The organism is Liquorilactobacillus mali KCTC 3596 = DSM 20444 (assembly GCF_000260415.1).
In the GTDB taxonomy this organism is placed as follows: Bacteria; Bacillota; Bacilli; order Lactobacillales; family Lactobacillaceae; genus Liquorilactobacillus; species Liquorilactobacillus mali.
Genome location: NZ_BACP01000037.1, coordinates 1 through 17640 on the forward strand (window position 1 = coordinate 1; position 17640 = coordinate 17640).

Consider the following 17640-nt stretch of genomic DNA (forward strand, 5'->3'; position numbering starts at 1 on the left):
AGATAGAGGTAGTAAGTAATCGCCATAATGAACCTGAACCTAACAACATTGAAAAGTAGTTTTATCAGGTTAAAACCAATTGAGAGAAAAAAGGGCGTGATGCTAAGTATGCTTATTACTATGCATTAAACCTGTTCAGTAGCTTACCATAATGTTGAACATATGTTTTTTAGGTTGACATTTACTATACCTTTCTCAGTTCACATAACCTACCTTATATTGCGTATAAAACAACACCAATAGTGCACTTAAATAAAGGTTACAAATATCGCACCCTGTGTTGGTGAATTAAGTTTCTGAATATTATTTTATTGACTAACTCACGAATAGACGCTGAATAAGCAGTATCATTTAGATTCATTGAAAAACTTACTAATTTAAAATAAAATTGATAGTCTTAATTTCAAAGGTAATAATGACCTATAGCAAAAAAATCTGATGGAATTTTTTGTAAAAATATAGAAATCAAAGTAATTTATTAATAATATTGCAACGCAGTCATTCGTTCTTAATCTAAGCAAAAAGAGCATGCAAAATTATAATTATGTCATATCCTGCAAAAATTAAAAATGCAATTCCTATAATACTTAATATATATCCTATAACCGTTTGTCTTTGTTTTATTTTACTTATTCCAGAGCCTAATAAAATAACTCCTAAAACTATGGCGAACATTAATATGTATAATCCCATAATTGTCTCCTCCTACTGTACTTTCTAAGATCACTCGTAAATATATTTCTTCTCTTTTTTGTCCAAATAAATGTGGGGAATAAAAAACCAAATCAATTTCAAGAATATTTTTATCAATATTCCTAAATACATGATAGCAGGAATTATTATGTTTATTCCAGTACTCAAAATAAATACCTCTGTAAAAATCAATATATTATCTCTTTTCTTAGAAGTGTTATTAGGAATAATTCTCTATTTTGTCAGTCTTTTAGTCTTAAAACCAACAAATTTAAAAGAAATTAAAAAATTCCTTAATGAGTTTACAAAAAATTTGCTAAATAGCACAAAGAAAATCATCTTATTTTGAAGATTAGCACCAACTACAATTGCTACAGTTTTAATTATTTTTTTTGAATGAATCAATGTATTCTCTTCCACGGTTTGTGTCTCTCACTCAATATTCTGATTCTTGTCCCCAAATATATCTTTCTATTGTGTAGTACTTTTACTCACAAAAGTAATTATCAGCGTAAAATATCTATTAGATTACGCTTAGACGCTTGTGTTGCTGGTAATAAACCAAAAATTATACCAACCGTTGAAGAAACTCCAAAAGCAAGCAAGAAGTTACCAAATGTGACGATTGCATGAATATGGTAAGGGATAAAGAAGGATATCAAAGATGAAAGCCCCCAACCAATTAAAAAGCCAATAATCCCACCACTGACAGTAAGGATAATTGATTCAAGTAACATTACTGCCAACAATCTGAAATAATGCTCTTACGTTGACTGGTTGAATGATACTTGAGTTAGAAAAATGTTATTATTTAGATCTTTTGTTTTTTATCCTTCCTTGATAAATATTGTATATCTTAAAAAATGTCCAGTATCTACGTTTTTTCCCCTGTGAAGCTTCCATAGCAAATAATTTAACTTTCGCCATTATACTTATTATTGCTTTTCATAATATTATTAGTTAACATTATGTTTATATTAAATTGGGAAAGAGATGTCCTATGGAAGTTTTATAAGTACTACCTGAACAAGTTTCATAACAATTGCTATTTACTTCGCAATAAAATCTATAGCTAACAATCACTTGTAAAAGAGGAAAACATTGATAATTGAAACTGATAGATTAAATTTAATACCATTGACAGTAGGACAGTACCATCATTGGATAAACAATATCTCAATTTTAGAAAAAGAACTAAGTTGTAGTTATCAAGCTGAGCCACTCGAAGGTATATTTTTAAATATTTTAAAAAAACAACTTATAGTTACCGAAAAAGATGCAAGAAATTATTTATATCACACATTTTGGTTTCTTATTAGAAAAACTGATCGAATTGTCGTTGGCTCCGCCGATTTTAAAGATCTGCCTAACAAACAAGGTGAGGTTGAAATAGGTTACGGATTAGGAAAAAATTTCGAACATAAAGGATATATGACTGAGGCTGCAAAAGCTATGTGCAGTTGGGCATTAACACAAGACAATACTTCTTATGTAATCGCTGAAACAGAGATTGAAAACCTAGCTTCACAAAATGTATTGAAAAGATGTGGCTTCAAACTTTACAAACAGGATAATACGTGCTGGTGGAAATTACAGATGAGGAAATAAGCTTTAATCTGAATGGCTGTTTTCTTTCATTCAACACCCAGAACGGCATGTTACTGAAAAAAATTTTACAAAATCATGAGAACACTCGGTGAATTATTAAATATTGGCTATCTTTGAACACACACTATAGGGCTGGATCATAAGTACCTAAGCAAAAAAATAACCGCCTTAGCTCTGGTCAGCTGGCGGTTATTTTTGTGATAGTCAGTGTATATTTAAGAGAATCTATTCGCACTATAACAAGATAGTTTAAAATTTACTAACGTTTTATTTTTATTGTAGATGCTTAGAACATTTTTATCTTTATTTATCATGTTTAAGGATGTCAGTCAGTCCCTTATTTTAGGCATATCTACTTGATCAACACTAACAATTTGATCATTATCTAAAATGATAATCTGAGTGGCGTAAACAAATAGTTTCCAATTATAATTGGGTGTAATTGCCGTCCAAAATTTTACAAAAGGTGTATCCTTTGTGATCTAAATCTTTGCTATCTTGCCCTGTTCAATATAAATCGCTAAGATCGAAATATCTGCTGGGTTAACTCCACTGATTCGACTAGCTTGTGCCAGTGTTTCAGGACGAATTTTTTCGAATTTTTGCCGAGCTTCTGTAGCAATTCCTTCAATCGCACTATAATCAATTCGATCTGGAATCTTTTTAGCCTCCATCTTTTTGAGTTTCTCAACTTTTTGATTAGCTTTTTTGATGTAACCCTCGTATTTAATTTGAATCTCAACTTGTTCAATTACCCGATTATCAATTTTCTCTGTCGCCTCTGGGATAAACCTAGTTAATTTGGCATAGGTTACTTCTGGGCGGCGCAAGAAATCACTTGCTAATACACCATCCTTCAATGGTGCAGCTCCTTTTTCAGCAAGAAATTCATTAACTTGGTCATTTGGCTTAATTCGATAACTTTCAAGACGTTTTTTTTCAGCTTCGATTGCCGCTTTTTTTGCCTCAAACTTGGTGTAACGCTCATCAGAAATCAACCCAATTTCATGGCCTAATTCAGTCAAACGCATATCTGCATTATCATGACGCAAGATCAAGCGGTACTCTGCACGCGATGTTAATAAGCGATACGGCTCGTTTGTTCCCTTGGTTACCAAATCATCGACCATCACCCCAATGTATGCGTCACTACGTTTAAGAACGACCTCTTCTTTCCCAAGAGCGTGCCGACCTGCATTGATACCTGCTAACATTCCTTGACCAGCAGCTTCTTCATATCCTGAAGTTCCGTTTGTTTGACCAGCCGTGTACAGTCCGCTAACTAGCTTGGTTTCTAGCGTAGGCCTTAACTGATAGGGTGAAACAATATCATATTCAATTGCATAGCCCGGACGCATCATTTCTGCATGCTCAAGTCCTTTAATAGAATGAACCATCTGCTGTTGAATTTCTTCAGGCATCGATGTTGAAAGTCCTTGAACATAAAATTCATCTGTGTTGCGGCCCTCTGGTTCAATAAACAATTGATGACGCGGCTTGTCAGCAAATCTGACAATCTTATCTTCAATCGATGGACAATATCTTGGCCCAACACCTTCAATCACACCCGAAAACATTGGTGCACGATCAAGATTTGCTCGAATCAATTCATGTGTCTTTTCATTAGTGTATGTCAGCCAACAAGATAGCTGATCCTTAGCATCCAAGTAATCATCATCAGAGGTCTCAAAACTAAAATGATTTGGCTCCTTATCACCTGGCTGTTCTTCAGTTGCATTGTATTCGATCGTATTCCCATCAACTCTTGGTGGAGTCCCTGTCTTAAAGCGTTTCAGTTCAAAACCTAATTTCTCCAAATTACCTGATAATTTCATAGAGGGCTGTGTATTATTAGGTCCAGAAGAATACATTAATTCACCAATAATGATCTTCCCACGTGCCGCTGTACCGGTTGTCAAAACGACACTTTTGGCACCGTACCGCGCGCCCGTATTGGTAATCACACCTTTAACAACACCATCTTCAACAATTAAGTCATCGACAATTCCTTGACGCAATGTTAGATTTGGTTCTTTTTCAAGAGTATGTTTCATTTCAATCGAATAAGCACGCTTATCAGCCTGTGCCCTCAAAGCCCTTACGGCCGGACCCTTACCGGTATTCAGCATTCTCATTTGTACATATGTCTTATCAATATTACGACCCATTTCACCGCCAAGTGCATCAAGTTCTCGTACAACAATTCCTTTGGCAGGCCCACCTATAGAAGGATTACATGGCATAAATGCCACCATTTCAAGATTAATTGTCACTAAGAGAGTTTCATTCCCCATCCGAGCTGCAGCTAACGCAGCTTCACAACCTGCATGACCTGCTCCAACCACGATTACATCATAGTCTTTGCCAGCATATTGCTTTACGTCCATTATGATCTCCTATCTTCCATCTAAATTATTTATTTTCCTAAACAAAATTGGCTAAACAATTGTGTCAGCAGTTCGTCTTGATAACTATCTCCTGTAATCTCACCTAACAAGTCCCAGCAATTAGTCATATCAATTTGGATTAAGTCTACTGGCATGTTAGCTTCAATCCCACTTAAAACCGCATCTAATGAATCTTTTGCCTGATTTAAAAGGCCAATATGTCTTGCATTTGTAACCATAATCGTTGTTTGACTATTCTCAATTCCGCCAAAGAACAATTTTGCGATTTTTTCTTCCAACTTATCGATTCCTTCATTCTTTAAAACGGAAACGCTCAATAATTCATCTTTACCAATTTTTTCGGTAAGCTGTGTAAAATCTATTTTTGAAGGCAAATCTACCTTATTCAACAATACAATTCTTTTCTTATTCTCTGTCAGTTTTATCAACTGCTGATCCTCGGCAGTTAAAGGCTCGCTTTGATTCAACACAAGCATCACTAAGTCTGCTTGCTCAATGGCTTTTTTAGAACGCTCGACCCCAATTTTTTCCACCTTATCTGATGTCTCACGGATTCCAGCAGTATCAACTAATTTAAGAGGAACCCCCCTAACATTTACATATTCTTCAATCACATCGCGTGTTGTTCCCGCTACGTCTGTCACAATTGCTTTGTCTTCATGCAGTAAATGATTTAATAGACTAGATTTACCGACATTGGGTTTACCAATAATTGCTGTTGCCAATCCCTCACGCAGAACTTTTCCCTGCTTGGCAGTCTGTAACAGTTGCTTTATCCTTTTTTTTGTATCCTGTGCCTTTTCTTTCAACAATTTTGTTGTCATTTCTTCAACATCATCATATTCTGGATAATCTATATTAACTTCAACTTGTGCTAAAACGTCTAGTATATCTTGGCGCAAATTTCTGATTAAATGTGAGAGATTCCCATCCAGTTGGTTCAATGCAACTTTCATTGACTTGTCTGTCTTAGCTCTAATAAGATCCATAACAGCTTCTGCTTGTGAAAGATCAATCCTACCATGCAAAAAGGCACGTTTAGTAAATTCACCTGGTTCAGCCAATCGAGCACCATTGCTTAATAACAACTGTAGAATTTCGTTAGTTGCAACAATCCCACCATGACAGTTGATTTCGACAACATCTTCGCGTGTAAATGTTTTAGGTGCTTTCATTACCGAAACCATAACCTCATCAATTTCCTGTTTAGTTCTCGGATTAATAATATGTCCATAATTTATAGTATGACTCTTAACTTTAGTTAAGTCTTTGCCAGAAAATACATTTTTTGCAATCTGTAATGCTTCATCTCCACTTAAACGAACGATGGAAATTGCACCTTCACCAGGTGGAGTTGAGATTGCTGCAATCGTGTCGTATTCTGTGATTGTACTTGCTGCCAACTGTCTGTTCCCTCCTTTTAGACAATAAAAAAAGCGCCACTCCACGCCTTGAAAACGTGGATAAAGCACTTTGACTACTTTATCAATTAAGATAAGAATGATTGCCTATAATATACTTTCAATTGTTGAAAAAGTCAATAAGACAATCTTTTTCTCATCTCATGATTACCCCAAACCTCAGTTTTCCAGCGTAATTTGTATGTTTTATTAAACATTTCTGTCATTAAAAATAATAAAATTACATTTTTATTAAAAAAGAGGTTGATTTTTTAATGTCAGCAGTTATAATAAGAAATATCAATTATGAAGTCACGTTATATCAATCAATTATCGAGAGGAGTTAAGCAATATGTCACGCACATTCACTATTTGTAGTAATACCGCCCAGTACCTAGTGAGCCTAGTCATTATTAGCACGCGCGATGTGTTGCTTAATGTCTCGGCTGATTAGATTGTTCAGACATTAGGTCCATCGCGCTAGGATAACTAGGCGATGGATTTTTTTTAAGCACCCACCGCCGAAGTGTATTCTTGGCGGTGAGTGCTTTTTTGTTTTTTAACTTCAAACGACTTTCATGATTCAAAAATTAAGGAGGAATTAAAATGTCACTTTCAACAGCACCAAAAGCAAAGAACCCAGCTGAATTAGATTGGAGCAACCTTGGTTTTACTTACATGAACTTACCTTATCGCTATCGTGCCTACTGGCGTGATGGTGAATGGCGTGATACTGGTCTTACAGAAGAAGCTACAATTACCATCAACGAAGGATCAACATGTCTACACTATGGTCAAGAAGTTTTTGAAGGACTTAAAGCATATCGTTGTAAGGATGGCAGCATCAATCTTTTCCGCCCAGATCAAAACGCACAAAGAATGCAAAACAGTTGTGAAAGACTAATGATGCCTAAGGTTCCTACTGAAATGTTTATAAATGCGCTAAAGGAAGTTGTAAAAGCCAATGAAGAATATATTCCTCCATATGGTACAGGCGCTACACTCTACCTTCGCCCATACATTGTTGGTGTTGGTGGAAACATTGGTGTTCATCCCGCTGAAGAATATATTTTCTCAATCTTTGCCATGCCAGTCGGAAATTACTTCAAGGGTGGCTTGACACCTACAAACTTTGTTGCTTCTGAATATGACCGTGCTGCTCATAAGGGTACTGGAGCAAGCAAGGTCGGTGGTAACTATGCAGCAAGTCTCTTCCCAGGTCAGCTTGCACACGATGCTGGTTTCTCAGATTGTATCTACCTTGATCCAATTAACCATAAGAAGATTGAAGAAGTTGGTTCTGCTAACTTCTTTGGAATCACTAAAGATGGAAAGTTTGTAACACCAAAATCACCATCTATTTTACCAAGTGTAACTAAGTTCTCACTACTGTATCTTGCTGAACATAATTTCGGTATGGAAACAGAACAAGGTGATATCTACATCGATCAACTGGATCATTTTGCTGAAGCTGGCGCTTGTGGTACTGCCGCTGTCATTTCACCCATCGGTGGTTTCCAATATGGGGATAATTTCCACGTATTTTATAGTAAAACAGAAGTTGGTCCTGTTACTCGCAAGCTATATGATGAATTAATCGGTATCCAATTTGGGGATATTGAAGCACCTAAAAACTGGATTCAAAAAGTTTAGAACAGAGTAGGATAAAAAAAGGAATAGGAGTTGTTCAACAATGGAGAATACAAGTACTACAAAATCAACGACAACAGTTAAGGAGTATGTATATCGAATTTCGGCCGCCGTTTCCAATGCCATCTTAGTTACATTAGGTATTGGACTGTTGCTACAGACAATTGCCTCATTTGTTCACTGGAATGCCTTATACCAAGTTGGTGTCATTGCTAATGATTTATTGGCTCCTGCACTTGGTGTTGCAATCGCATCTCAATTAGAGACAACCTCGCTCGTCATTTTTAGTGCTATGATTTCTTCAACGATTGGTGCAAATGCAGTACACTTTACTTCAGCTGCTGTCAATGGAACGACCGCAACTGGTTCATCCTTGATGCAAGCTGCAGGTAGTGCAACTTTCGCAACTGGTCAGCCAGTCAGTGCTGTCTTAGCTGGTTTGATTGCTGCCTTGATTGGTAAATATTTATCCGGTAAGACACCTTTAGATATGATGCTTGTACCTTTCACTGCAACCTTAGTAGGGGGAGTTTGTGGTTTAGGCCTTGCTGCTGTCACTACTCCATTGTTGTTAAACGTTAGTGCATTCATCGCTAAGACGATGCAAGTAAATCCATTAGTTGGTTCAATTTCAATTTCTGTGGTTTGGGCACTCTTCTTGATGACTCCAGCATCATCTGCAGCTTTGGCGATTGCTTTAACGCTTGACCCGATCTCGTCAGCTGCTGCTTTAATCGGAACAACTTCACAGTTTGTCGCTTTCACAGCAATGTCATTCCGTCAAAATAACCTTGGAGCTAATATTGCTCAGGGAGTTATGACACCAAAAGTACAGTTCCCAAATCTTTTGATTAACCCATATTTATTGGTTCCTTCACTGCTTTCAGCGGTTGTCTGTGCTCCGATTGCAACGATTATGTTTGGCTTCCGTTCAACTTATAAATTAGCTGGTTTAGGACTAAACTCTTTTATCGCACCATTAGCTTATGCTGCACAGGGATGGGGACAATTTGCAATCTACATGTTTACGGGGGTTGCATTACCTATGGTCATTTCATTGGTAGCGTACGGTATGATGAAAAAAGCTGGTTTCATTAAAGAAAATCAATTACACTTGGAAATCGTTTAATCAATACTAATTAACAAAGGATGTAGAAAATGAGTAGAAAATATGCAATCATCGGTGTAGGACATGTTGGGGCTGCAATAGCATTCTCACTTGTAGTTCAAGGTTTTGCCGATGAATTAATTCTGATAGATAAAAATGAAAAAAAGGCAAGAGCGGAGCAGCTTGATCTTCAAGATGCAACAGCTCGGCTAGATAGTAGACCCAAAATAAAAATTCAGGATTATGCAGAACTAGCGGATACAGATATTCTTTTTGTTACTGCAGGAAATATTCATGCATTAGATAATGCAAGTGGTAACAGGTGGGCAGAATTTGAATATACTCGTGAAATCGTAAAAGATATCGCACCTAAAATTAAAGCAAGTGGTTTTAACGGTGTTTTGATTGATACAATGAACCCTTGTGATGCAATTACCCAGTATCTGCAAAAGGAAATCGGATTACCTGGATCACAAGTACTCGGAACAGGAACCTTTCTAGATACTGCTCGTATGCAGCGTGTTGTATCAGAGAAATTTAATGTTGATCCTAAAAACGTATCTGGCTTTGTATACGGCGAACATGGTGAGTCTCAATTTGTTGCATGGTCAACAGTTAGTGTCAATGGGCTTCCAATTAAGACTCTTGCTCCAAAAATGAACCTAGATTTAGACGCGCTTGAGGATACCGCACGATCAGGCGGATGGGCTGTCCATTCAGGTAAAGGCTATACTAGTTTCGCAATTGCAACGTGTGCAATTAAACTTAGCCGTGCAGTTCTTGATGATGCACAGTTAATGTGCCCTTGTTCATCTTACAATGTCAAATATAATTCATACGTAGGCCAGCCAGGAATAATTGGTAAAAATGGGGTCGAGGAACTCATTGATATTCCTCTCCCACCTGAAGAAGAACAAAAGCTAGCAACTTCCGCAGCTACCATTAAAGAAAAATTTGCTACAATGTGATTTGTATTTAATTCAGTAATATCGTATCCGAGTTATACAAAAAAGGAGTTTCACAAAACATTTGTGAAACTCCTTTTTGAGTTATATGCAATTTAGTTACTCAAAAAAACATTATCTTTTTTAAAGCTAACTTTCAAAGCTTTTTATCTCTAAACTAAACTATTCTTGTTTTAAAAATCAATTACGAGCCATGAGCACATCGCAAGATGCATTTCTGATAACATAAGATGCAACTGACCCTATCACCAGCCGCTCAAAGAAATTCTTCCCCGTTGAGCCAACTAAAATCAAATCATTGCCATACTCAGGCTGGAAATCATGCACAATGACAAGTTTTGGATTTCCAAAACGTAAATGTACATGTACATTTTCTTCACTAAGCCCATTTTCTTTAACCAGCTTTTGTTTCAAATTAAACATGTATTCCTCATTAGCTTGTTCAATTCTGTAAATCTCGCTACCGTCTAGAGCAATTCCAGCTCCGCCATACTCTAGGGAATTTAAATCCAGAACACGCAAAACATCTAACGAAGAACCTTCATTATTCTTTACTGTTTCTATTGCCTTAGCCAAAGCAATGTCGGAACCCTTAGAACCATCTATTGCTACCAAAACTCGTTTATACTTTTGTACCATTTCAGCCACCTGCCTTTGGTAAAAATACTTCTACCATTATGATAGCCCTTGGATTTATAAACTTCAAGTAATCACACAGAAGTTGTGATTAAATTAACACCTTTATATTTTATCTAATCCTGTGCAAGAAATAATGAAAATTATAATGGTGATTAAAATTAAGATTTTCCTCGTAAATGCGAGTTTCAATTCAGTTCCAGTTGGTTTATTGTTTCTGTACCAGTTGCGTATCTTTCTTCTGAAAAACCATAAAATTGTAATTCCAATAACTCCGCCTATCCAAACCAAAACATTACTGATAATATCAGCTTGCTTGTTGCTGAAGTTCTGTAGAATATAACTAAACATGTCTCCCAACACAAGATTATTAAAAATATGCAGCAATATTGACCATTTGATACCATACGTTAATGCTACATATCCTAAAATCAATCCTACGACAAATGCAAATGGAGTTTGAATAAAGTTACTATGGTACAGTCCAAACATGTAAGCAGAAAGTATAATAGCAAAACCTTGCCCATATTTTTCCAAACTACGTAATAAAAATCCTCTAAAAACAATCTCCTCAGTAACAGGACCAAAAATTCCAGCATATAGCAGCATAGAAATTGTTTGACTGGTGTCTGTAGCTTCTTTTAATTGTTCTGTTGAGCTGTAGCCTATCAGGTTAACAACGTGTTCAAACAGAGAACTATAGACACCTAAAACAATTTGGCTTGTCATTATTATTGTAACCAACGAAAAAAAGACACCTGCCGTCAGTTTTCTTTTGCTTGAAGCAAAAGTTTGTTTCCTCATTTTAGGAGTCATGTTTACAAAAATCACAAAAAGGCCTGCTCCGACTGCAATCAAGTATGGAAGTCCACTATTATTGAAAAAATTATTTACAGCGGCTTCACTTTCTTTTTTTGTAAAGAGGATCGCAAACGATGAAATAAGTGCTGAAAGTTGAAAAACTATGAAATAGATAGAAGTTATCGCAATAGAGCGGCTTACATCTTTTTTTAATACCTTATCTGTGATGTCATTCTTTTTATATTTCAAGTTTTTCACCTTGCCATTCTTATAGTTTTGGATTTTTGCGCAAATTAAAAGATTGTATCTGCATTATCGGCCATCATAATCTATTTTCGTTATTGTCTAACATACTGAATATTGAAAAAGCTGTGTCTCAGAAATAAGTTCTATTTATGCATTATTTTTAAAGAAGCTGTTTCTGATGCATTTCTTTAAAACTATTTAACTGCGCGTCCGTAAGTTTGCCCAACTTATATAGTTTGTTTTCAATTAATTCTAACATCGTAATCCTATCGTTAATATTGTCGACAAAATCAAATTGGTCCCCATCTATTACTAGTAATGGTGAAACAGAGTATGACTCAATCCATTCATCATAATACTTTAAAAGTCGTTTGTAATAATCAACTAAAGAAGGATCATTTTCTACTAATTCATAATCACGGCCTCTTTTATTAATTCTTTTTATCATTGTTTCATATGAAACATGGATCGTGATCATCAAATCTGGTGATTTCTTTTTAGCAGCAAAAGGTAGCTCTTCCATCATATTAGCCAGTAGGCTCTGATATATTTGATATTCCACTTCTGTTGCATTACCCATCTCTGTATTCATCTTCATAAATAACTCATCTTCATAGATTGAGCGGTCTAAAATATTATTATCATCTTTCATAGCTTCCTTAATCATTTTAAATCTTTTATTAAGAAAATATGTCTGCAAGAGATACGCATAAGGGTTAGTTGCTTCTTTGTCCCCTTCTGCCCTTTTTTGAGCTGCAATTTCATTTCCCTTGTAGAATAATGGCAAGACGGGATTGTCCTCAACTGGCTCAAAAAAGGCTTTCGTTCCGAGCTCATTTGCCAATATTTCAGTCATACTTGACTTACCCGATCCAATAATACCTGATAATGTAATCAAAATGATTTATACACCCTTTCTTTGTTAACTTCATTCTATTTCCAAAAAACGACCAATTAATATCATACTAGTCTTTCAAGAAAAAATAAAGAAATGCTTTTAAGCTGCTATCCACAGAGAGTCAGACACTATCAGCACAAAATATTTTAAAAAAATTTCTCTTCTTTCTTTAGAAAGTAGTAAAATCCGGGATTCTTTTTAGGATAGATACTACGGCAATACACAACAAACCTCTGATAAACTTTGTCTTTTTCTCTTACTGAATTCCAAGCATAATAATCCCTGTAACCTTTTTTTACAATATCTGCATACTGGCCTGTATATTGACCACTGCCATCTTTTTTATAATAAGATTTTTCAAATTTCCAATAATAGGAAGTACTTTGCTTTTGGGTCAATCTTCTGCGGACCAACGGATCATGTGGGTGGCTGATATCTAAGTTATTGTGGCTGTCCCTATCAACAAAAAAAGCAAACTTTCTACCGCCCAGTGGTATTCCATAATTAAAGGACTCTGTATTGACGATATTGAATTCTTTAAACGGAGTTTTATTTTGCTCGGTTCCATTGGGCAAAGAGCCATAACCTATCCACTCGCTAACAAAGTTACCTGATTCTAGGTTAATTATAAATTCAGACATTCTTGTTCTACTAGTAACTTGCACCTTCATGTTTTGTGGATACTTGAAATGATCATCACTGCGAAATCTATTGTGGAAATTAGCTGCTGATTTATAATCTAATTTGACAAAACAAAATTTTTTCTCATATTTAAGTAATCTTTCATAATCTGTCTTTCCCTTAAAAAAAGAACGAATGTACTGAATATTGTTGAAATCCAAATAGCTTCGAAAAAGATGAATTTTATTTGCAAGTTCACCCAAATCATCAGTCCTACTATATTTCTTCAAGGCTTTCCCGGGAAATACTTTTTGAACAAGGTTGCGGAAATAACGTAAAAAGCCGCTATGCGGGGGCATGAGTGGATCTAAATGAAAATTATCTCCCAGTTGCAAAAAGCCTGTGTGATCAATACTTGCGCCTAATTGCCACAAGATCAATTCAAGCTTTTGCTGTGCTGTTAACTTTGATTTTCTGAGCATTTTAGTATATAAATTTGAGCCAACAGCATGCAAATTACGGTATATTGTTCCAAAATCATTGCTGGAACTATTCAGCATTACTTGCCACTGCAGTTTCTTATTTATATATTTAATTGCCGACTTATCCCACCTGGCGTGTATCAAATCACTTGAAAGTCTATTGATGTCCACATGATTCACTATCTTTTGCCCCCATTCACATTACCTGAAATTACAACACAAAAGATTTACACGGATTACCACTTGCAATCGTATTGGCAGATATATTATGAGTCACTACACTTCCTGCTTTGATAATCGCTCCTTCGCCAATCTCAACGCCCGGTGTTACAACCACATTGTCCTCAATAATAACATCATCTGCAATTACTATTGGTTGTTCACTGCACCAATGTGCTGCGCGTAATTCAGGATTTTCAGCATGATTAGATGTATATATTCCTACTTGGGCACCAAGTGAAACATTATTGCCTATTTCTACTCTGTTACAATCAATAACTTTTAAATCTCTCCCTGCACTGAAGTAACTTCCTACAGTTAGATTGAATCCAAACTCACACGTAAATCCTAAGTTAAACTCTGCATGGCATCCCAAATGAGCTAGAAGATTCTTCATTATTTCTATCTTTCTCCGTCCATTCCTAAGTTCATTATCATATTTCCTACATTCAAAATATGCATGATTCCTTGCTTTCGAAATTAAAGGATCATAGTCGTAATAGAGTTTCCCAGAATTTGTAATTTGTTTGACGTACTCTATTTCAAAATTGGTTAATGCACTATGTTCACTTAGATCCATCTGGTTATCCTCCTTATTTAGGATATAATTGCATTATATAATAATATACTTGAGGTGAGAAAATGGACGTTGGAAAGATTAAAAGACTAACAACCAATGAAAAAATATTTACTGCATCTAATCCAAAGATTGTTGTGGCTTCCAGATATGCCTTTGAACAATGTTGTTTCTTCAATCAACTAGTTCTTACCAAAAATAGCTATGACTTTTCAATACTAAGACAACTATTCAATGATGTTGGTGTTGATACCTACATTGAACCTAACTTTATGTGTACGTTTGGTTTCAATATCTCTGTAGGTAACAATTTTTTTGCAAACCATGATGTAACAATGTTTGATTTTGCACCGATTACAATTGGTTCTAATGTTAATGTTGCTCCAAAAGTTGGCTTTTATACTGCTAACTATCTTGAAGAACCTTTAGCAAGGAAAGCTAAGAAAATGGTCGCAAAACCAATTACACTTGAAGATGGTGTTTGGGTTGGAGGCTCTGCAATTATTCTTGGTGGAGTGACAGTCGGGGCAAATTCAATTATTGGTGCCGGAAGTGTTGTAACTCATGACATTCCTGCAAATGTTGTCGCAGTAGGGAATCCTGCCAAAATTCTGCGCCCAATCAAACTGGACGACTAGTCATTGTTCTTAAGCCACTCTGTAAGAATCTTCATATACTTTTTATTTTCTTCTACAAACGGCATATGACGAGAATTTGCAAAAAGATGCCATTCCGAATTCGGCAAAGCATCTGCCATTGTTTTTGCGACTAATGGGGTGCTCAAATCATTTATACCACTCACTACTAACGCAGGTATTTTTATCTTTGATAATTTCGCGGTATATTCATAATCACTCAAATTACCCTGTGGTGTATACTCGTTTGGTCCCCATGCGGTTATGTAGGATTCAGTACCGCTTTTTTTAGGGCGCTTCAGTACTTCTTCATGACTTTCTTTTGGATCATCGCTAGCGTATAACTTCATAAAATGTGTATTTGCTTTAAGATATGCAGGATTCTTAAAATCTTGAGTCTCTTCCGCTTTCTTGATAGCTTCTTGTTCATCAGTTGGCAAATACTTTATAAGCCGATGAAGTTCCTTGGCCCATAACTTGGCTGAAGAAAGTGTACTAGAAAGTACGACACTTTTAGCTGCGCTTGCATCCCTGTCACAAAGATACATTACTGCTAACATTCCACCCCACGATTGACCCAAAAGATGGAATTCCTTCAATCCTAAAAAGGTAATTAGATTCTCTAATTCATCCAACCACGTGCCAGCTTTATAACAGTTTCGCTCATCATCTGGAATCGAAGAATATCCACAGCCTAACTGATCATACATTATTAATTGTCTTTGACTCATCTCTGCAATATCATCAAGCATTTCAAAATAATTATGTGTTGAACCTGGTCCACCATGCAGCAAAATTAATGGTGGATTTTTTGTTTTCTTTCCTACTACCCTGTAATAGGTTTGATAATGGCCAAAAGGAACGAATCCTTCACATATATATTTATTCACTATTCTAATCACTTCCTGATTTATTATTTTTTCTTACACATATTACACTTTTTTCGATTCTTTTACACAAAAAATAATTCATCAAAACAAATGAAATGTTTCTAAAATATTAATTCTGACCCGCAACTTTCAATTAACATTTCACAAACAAGTTATACATATTTATTTAACATCCTCCTTTTATAGTTATCAGCAACAACAGCTTTTAAATTCAAACTATAACTATACTAAAAGGAGTCTTAACTATGACAACATCAATCAAACGAAATGCTTATCAGGAATTATTCAATACCCCAAATGGCAAAACCTATCTCGCAGAACTTCCAAAGGTTTCTAAAATCTTCTCTGGCCAATCATTTCTCTATCGTCAGCATGGTACACGTAGTATGGTTATCGATATCCGATTAACCGACGTAATTGACCAGGAGCTCCTTCAGATTGCCGTCAACCGTTCCTTACAACGTTATCCTTATCTAAGCAGTATGTTAGTAAGGGAAGATGCTCATTACAACTTAACACACGATCCATTGCCTCTCATCGTAGCACAACAACATAGCCTACGTGTCCTGGGAAGCAAAGATGTTAATTATCATTTAATCGATATTACTTTTGAACAAAAGCGTCTGTTCGTTTCTTACCATCATGCCCTAGTTGATGGAAGAGGCATAATGCCATTTGTAAGAACTCTACTCTATTACTATATTTCATCTAAAGTTGGCCTCTTATACGGAGTCCCAAAGGTTAACCTAGCCAATGACCCGCTGTCACTTGATGAGATGCAGGAACCCTTCTCTAATCTACCTGAGTTGAAGATCCCCCAAAATTCAATACAGGATCATGGGGAAAATTCCTATAGTTTGCCAGAAAGTCGCGCATTTGATCCTCAAGCAGATAGTTATCGCTTTGAGACAGTGATTGATCAAACTAGTTTCATGACTTTTGCTAAAGCACACAATGCTACCCCTGCAATTGCAATTGGCATCATGCTTGAACAGGCTATACACCGTGCGCATCCCAAAACAACGGATCCTGTAATGGTCAACTTGGCCAGTGATCTACGTTCGGGGATCACCTATCAAAAAACTGCCAGAAACTGCGTTAATAGCATTTCCTTACCCATTAACACGCCGATAACAACCGATTCAGATTTTACCGAAACAGCAACCGCATTTAGAAAACAGATTCAACTGCAAAAAAAGCCCGAATATATTCTTCAGACTATTAACAAAATGCAACAACTTTTTGACACCTTAGACGCACTTGATAGTTTTCAAGAGAAACAAAAGATGATGAGTGCCTTTGATACCAATTTGATTAACACTTTTGTACTCAGTTATAGTGGCCAACTAAGACTGGGTTCATTAGAAAAATACATTGATGAAGTTCACACTTACATGAGCGGAACCAATGGTTTGTCAGTTCAAATGCTTGCTGCTAATCAAAAACTTTTCATTGATATACTTCAGAGTTTCTCTAGCGATATTTACGTGAAAGAGTTCAGAAATATCTTGCAAGAGAATCATATTAAATACAACAGTCTAAATAAAAAGACATTCCAAACTCCGTATTCCTTATTCTGATAAAAAAGAGTTAGAAAATGTGCTCTCCTAATTTGTGGGACTGGATCAAAGAGTCAATTTTTGATCTGGTCCTCTATTGATTTCGGATGAAAGTGTTCCACGAGTCAAAACTCTATTGTGTCGTATTTACTTTGCCCTCACTAGTGATGATCATTTTCTTTGACTCACTTAGACCTATAGTTTCCAGAACTTAATGCATTTCCTCCAATTTTAAAGTACATTT

16 protein-coding genes are annotated in these 17640 nt (G+C 35.9%); 6 read left to right on the top strand and 10 right to left on the bottom strand.

The window, feature by feature from the left end; genetic code table 11:
- Positions 1–513: 513 nt before the first annotated feature.
- Positions 514–693: a hypothetical protein gene (locus GSM_RS06860; protein ID WP_029327386.1), complete on the bottom strand. Its 180-nt coding sequence runs from the start codon at positions 691–693 to the stop codon at positions 514–516.
- A gap of 506 nt (positions 694–1199) precedes the next feature.
- Entirely contained in the window at positions 1200–1430 is a 231-nt protein-coding gene (locus tag GSM_RS06875) for an ABC transporter permease (RefSeq protein WP_315971704.1), read from the bottom strand.
- 364 nt (positions 1431–1794) lie between these two features.
- On the opposite strand from GSM_RS06875, the gene GSM_RS06880 reads away from it, so the two are divergent.
- Entirely contained in the window at positions 1795–2301 is a 507-nt protein-coding gene (locus GSM_RS06880) for a GNAT family N-acetyltransferase (RefSeq protein ID WP_003690786.1), read from the top strand.
- A gap of 482 nt (positions 2302–2783) precedes the next feature.
- Here GSM_RS06880 and mnmG read toward each other — a convergent pair whose 3' ends face one another.
- A complete protein-coding gene (gene mnmG, locus GSM_RS06885) occupies positions 2784–4688 on the bottom strand; it encodes a tRNA uridine-5-carboxymethylaminomethyl(34) synthesis enzyme MnmG (protein WP_003690788.1) in 1905 nt (634 codons plus the stop codon).
- A 29-nt stretch (positions 4689–4717) separates the two neighbouring features.
- Complete coding sequence (mnmE, locus tag GSM_RS06890) at positions 4718–6112, bottom strand: tRNA uridine-5-carboxymethylaminomethyl(34) synthesis GTPase MnmE (protein ID WP_003690789.1); 1395 nt, start codon at positions 6110–6112, stop codon at positions 4718–4720.
- 603 nt (positions 6113–6715) lie between these two features.
- On the opposite strand from mnmE, the gene GSM_RS06895 reads away from it, so the two are divergent.
- From GSM_RS06895 to GSM_RS06905, 3 genes are read left to right on the top strand one after another with little or no spacing between them, the layout of a single operon-like run.
- Positions 6716–7762 carry a branched-chain amino acid aminotransferase gene (locus tag GSM_RS06895; RefSeq protein ID WP_003690791.1) on the top strand — a complete coding sequence of 349 codons (1047 nt, stop codon included), beginning with the start codon at positions 6716–6718 and terminating at the stop codon, positions 7760–7762.
- Positions 7763–7802: 40 nt separating this feature from the next.
- Entirely contained in the window at positions 7803–8888 is a 1086-nt protein-coding gene (locus GSM_RS06900) for a PTS sugar transporter subunit IIC (protein ID WP_003690792.1), read from the top strand.
- A gap of 29 nt (positions 8889–8917) precedes the next feature.
- A complete protein-coding gene (locus GSM_RS06905) occupies positions 8918–9835 on the top strand; it encodes an L-lactate dehydrogenase (protein WP_003690794.1) in 918 nt (305 codons plus the stop codon).
- 177 nt (positions 9836–10012) lie between these two features.
- Here GSM_RS06905 and GSM_RS06910 read toward each other — a convergent pair whose 3' ends face one another.
- The 5 genes from GSM_RS06910 to GSM_RS06930 all read right to left on the bottom strand — a co-directional run bounded on the left by GSM_RS06910 (position 10013) and on the right by GSM_RS06930 (position 14315).
- The gene (locus GSM_RS06910; RefSeq protein WP_003690795.1) at positions 10013–10471 is read right to left on the bottom strand and encodes a universal stress protein; all 459 of its coding nucleotides are present in this window, start codon (positions 10469–10471) and stop codon (positions 10013–10015) included.
- Between the two features lie 102 nt (positions 10472–10573).
- Complete coding sequence (locus GSM_RS06915) at positions 10574–11518, bottom strand: CPBP family intramembrane glutamic endopeptidase (protein WP_003690797.1); 945 nt, start codon at positions 11516–11518, stop codon at positions 10574–10576.
- 157 nt (positions 11519–11675) lie between these two features.
- Entirely contained in the window at positions 11676–12413 is a 738-nt protein-coding gene (locus GSM_RS06920) for a deoxynucleoside kinase (protein WP_003690798.1), read from the bottom strand.
- Between the two features lie 146 nt (positions 12414–12559).
- A complete protein-coding gene (locus GSM_RS06925) occupies positions 12560–13696 on the bottom strand; it encodes a DUF3114 domain-containing protein (protein WP_003690800.1) in 1137 nt (378 codons plus the stop codon).
- Between the two features lie 31 nt (positions 13697–13727).
- Complete coding sequence (locus tag GSM_RS06930) at positions 13728–14315, bottom strand: maltose acetyltransferase domain-containing protein (protein WP_003690801.1); 588 nt, start codon at positions 14313–14315, stop codon at positions 13728–13730.
- 62 nt (positions 14316–14377) lie between these two features.
- Between GSM_RS06930 and GSM_RS06935 the strand changes: the two genes are divergently transcribed.
- Positions 14378–14950, top strand: coding sequence for a sugar O-acetyltransferase (locus tag GSM_RS06935; RefSeq protein WP_003690803.1), 573 nt, complete (start codon positions 14378–14380; stop codon positions 14948–14950).
- Here the strand turns inward: GSM_RS06935 and pepI are convergent.
- Positions 14947–15837 (bottom strand): proline iminopeptidase, encoded by an 891-nt coding sequence (gene pepI / locus GSM_RS06940; RefSeq protein WP_003690804.1) that lies wholly within the window; start codon positions 15835–15837, stop codon positions 14947–14949. The genes GSM_RS06935 and pepI overlap by 4 nt on opposite strands.
- Before the next feature lie 245 nt (positions 15838–16082).
- On the opposite strand from pepI, the gene GSM_RS06945 reads away from it, so the two are divergent.
- Entirely contained in the window at positions 16083–17417 is a 1335-nt protein-coding gene (locus tag GSM_RS06945) for a hypothetical protein (protein ID WP_003690806.1), read from the top strand.
- Positions 17418–17640: the final 223 nt, after the last annotated feature.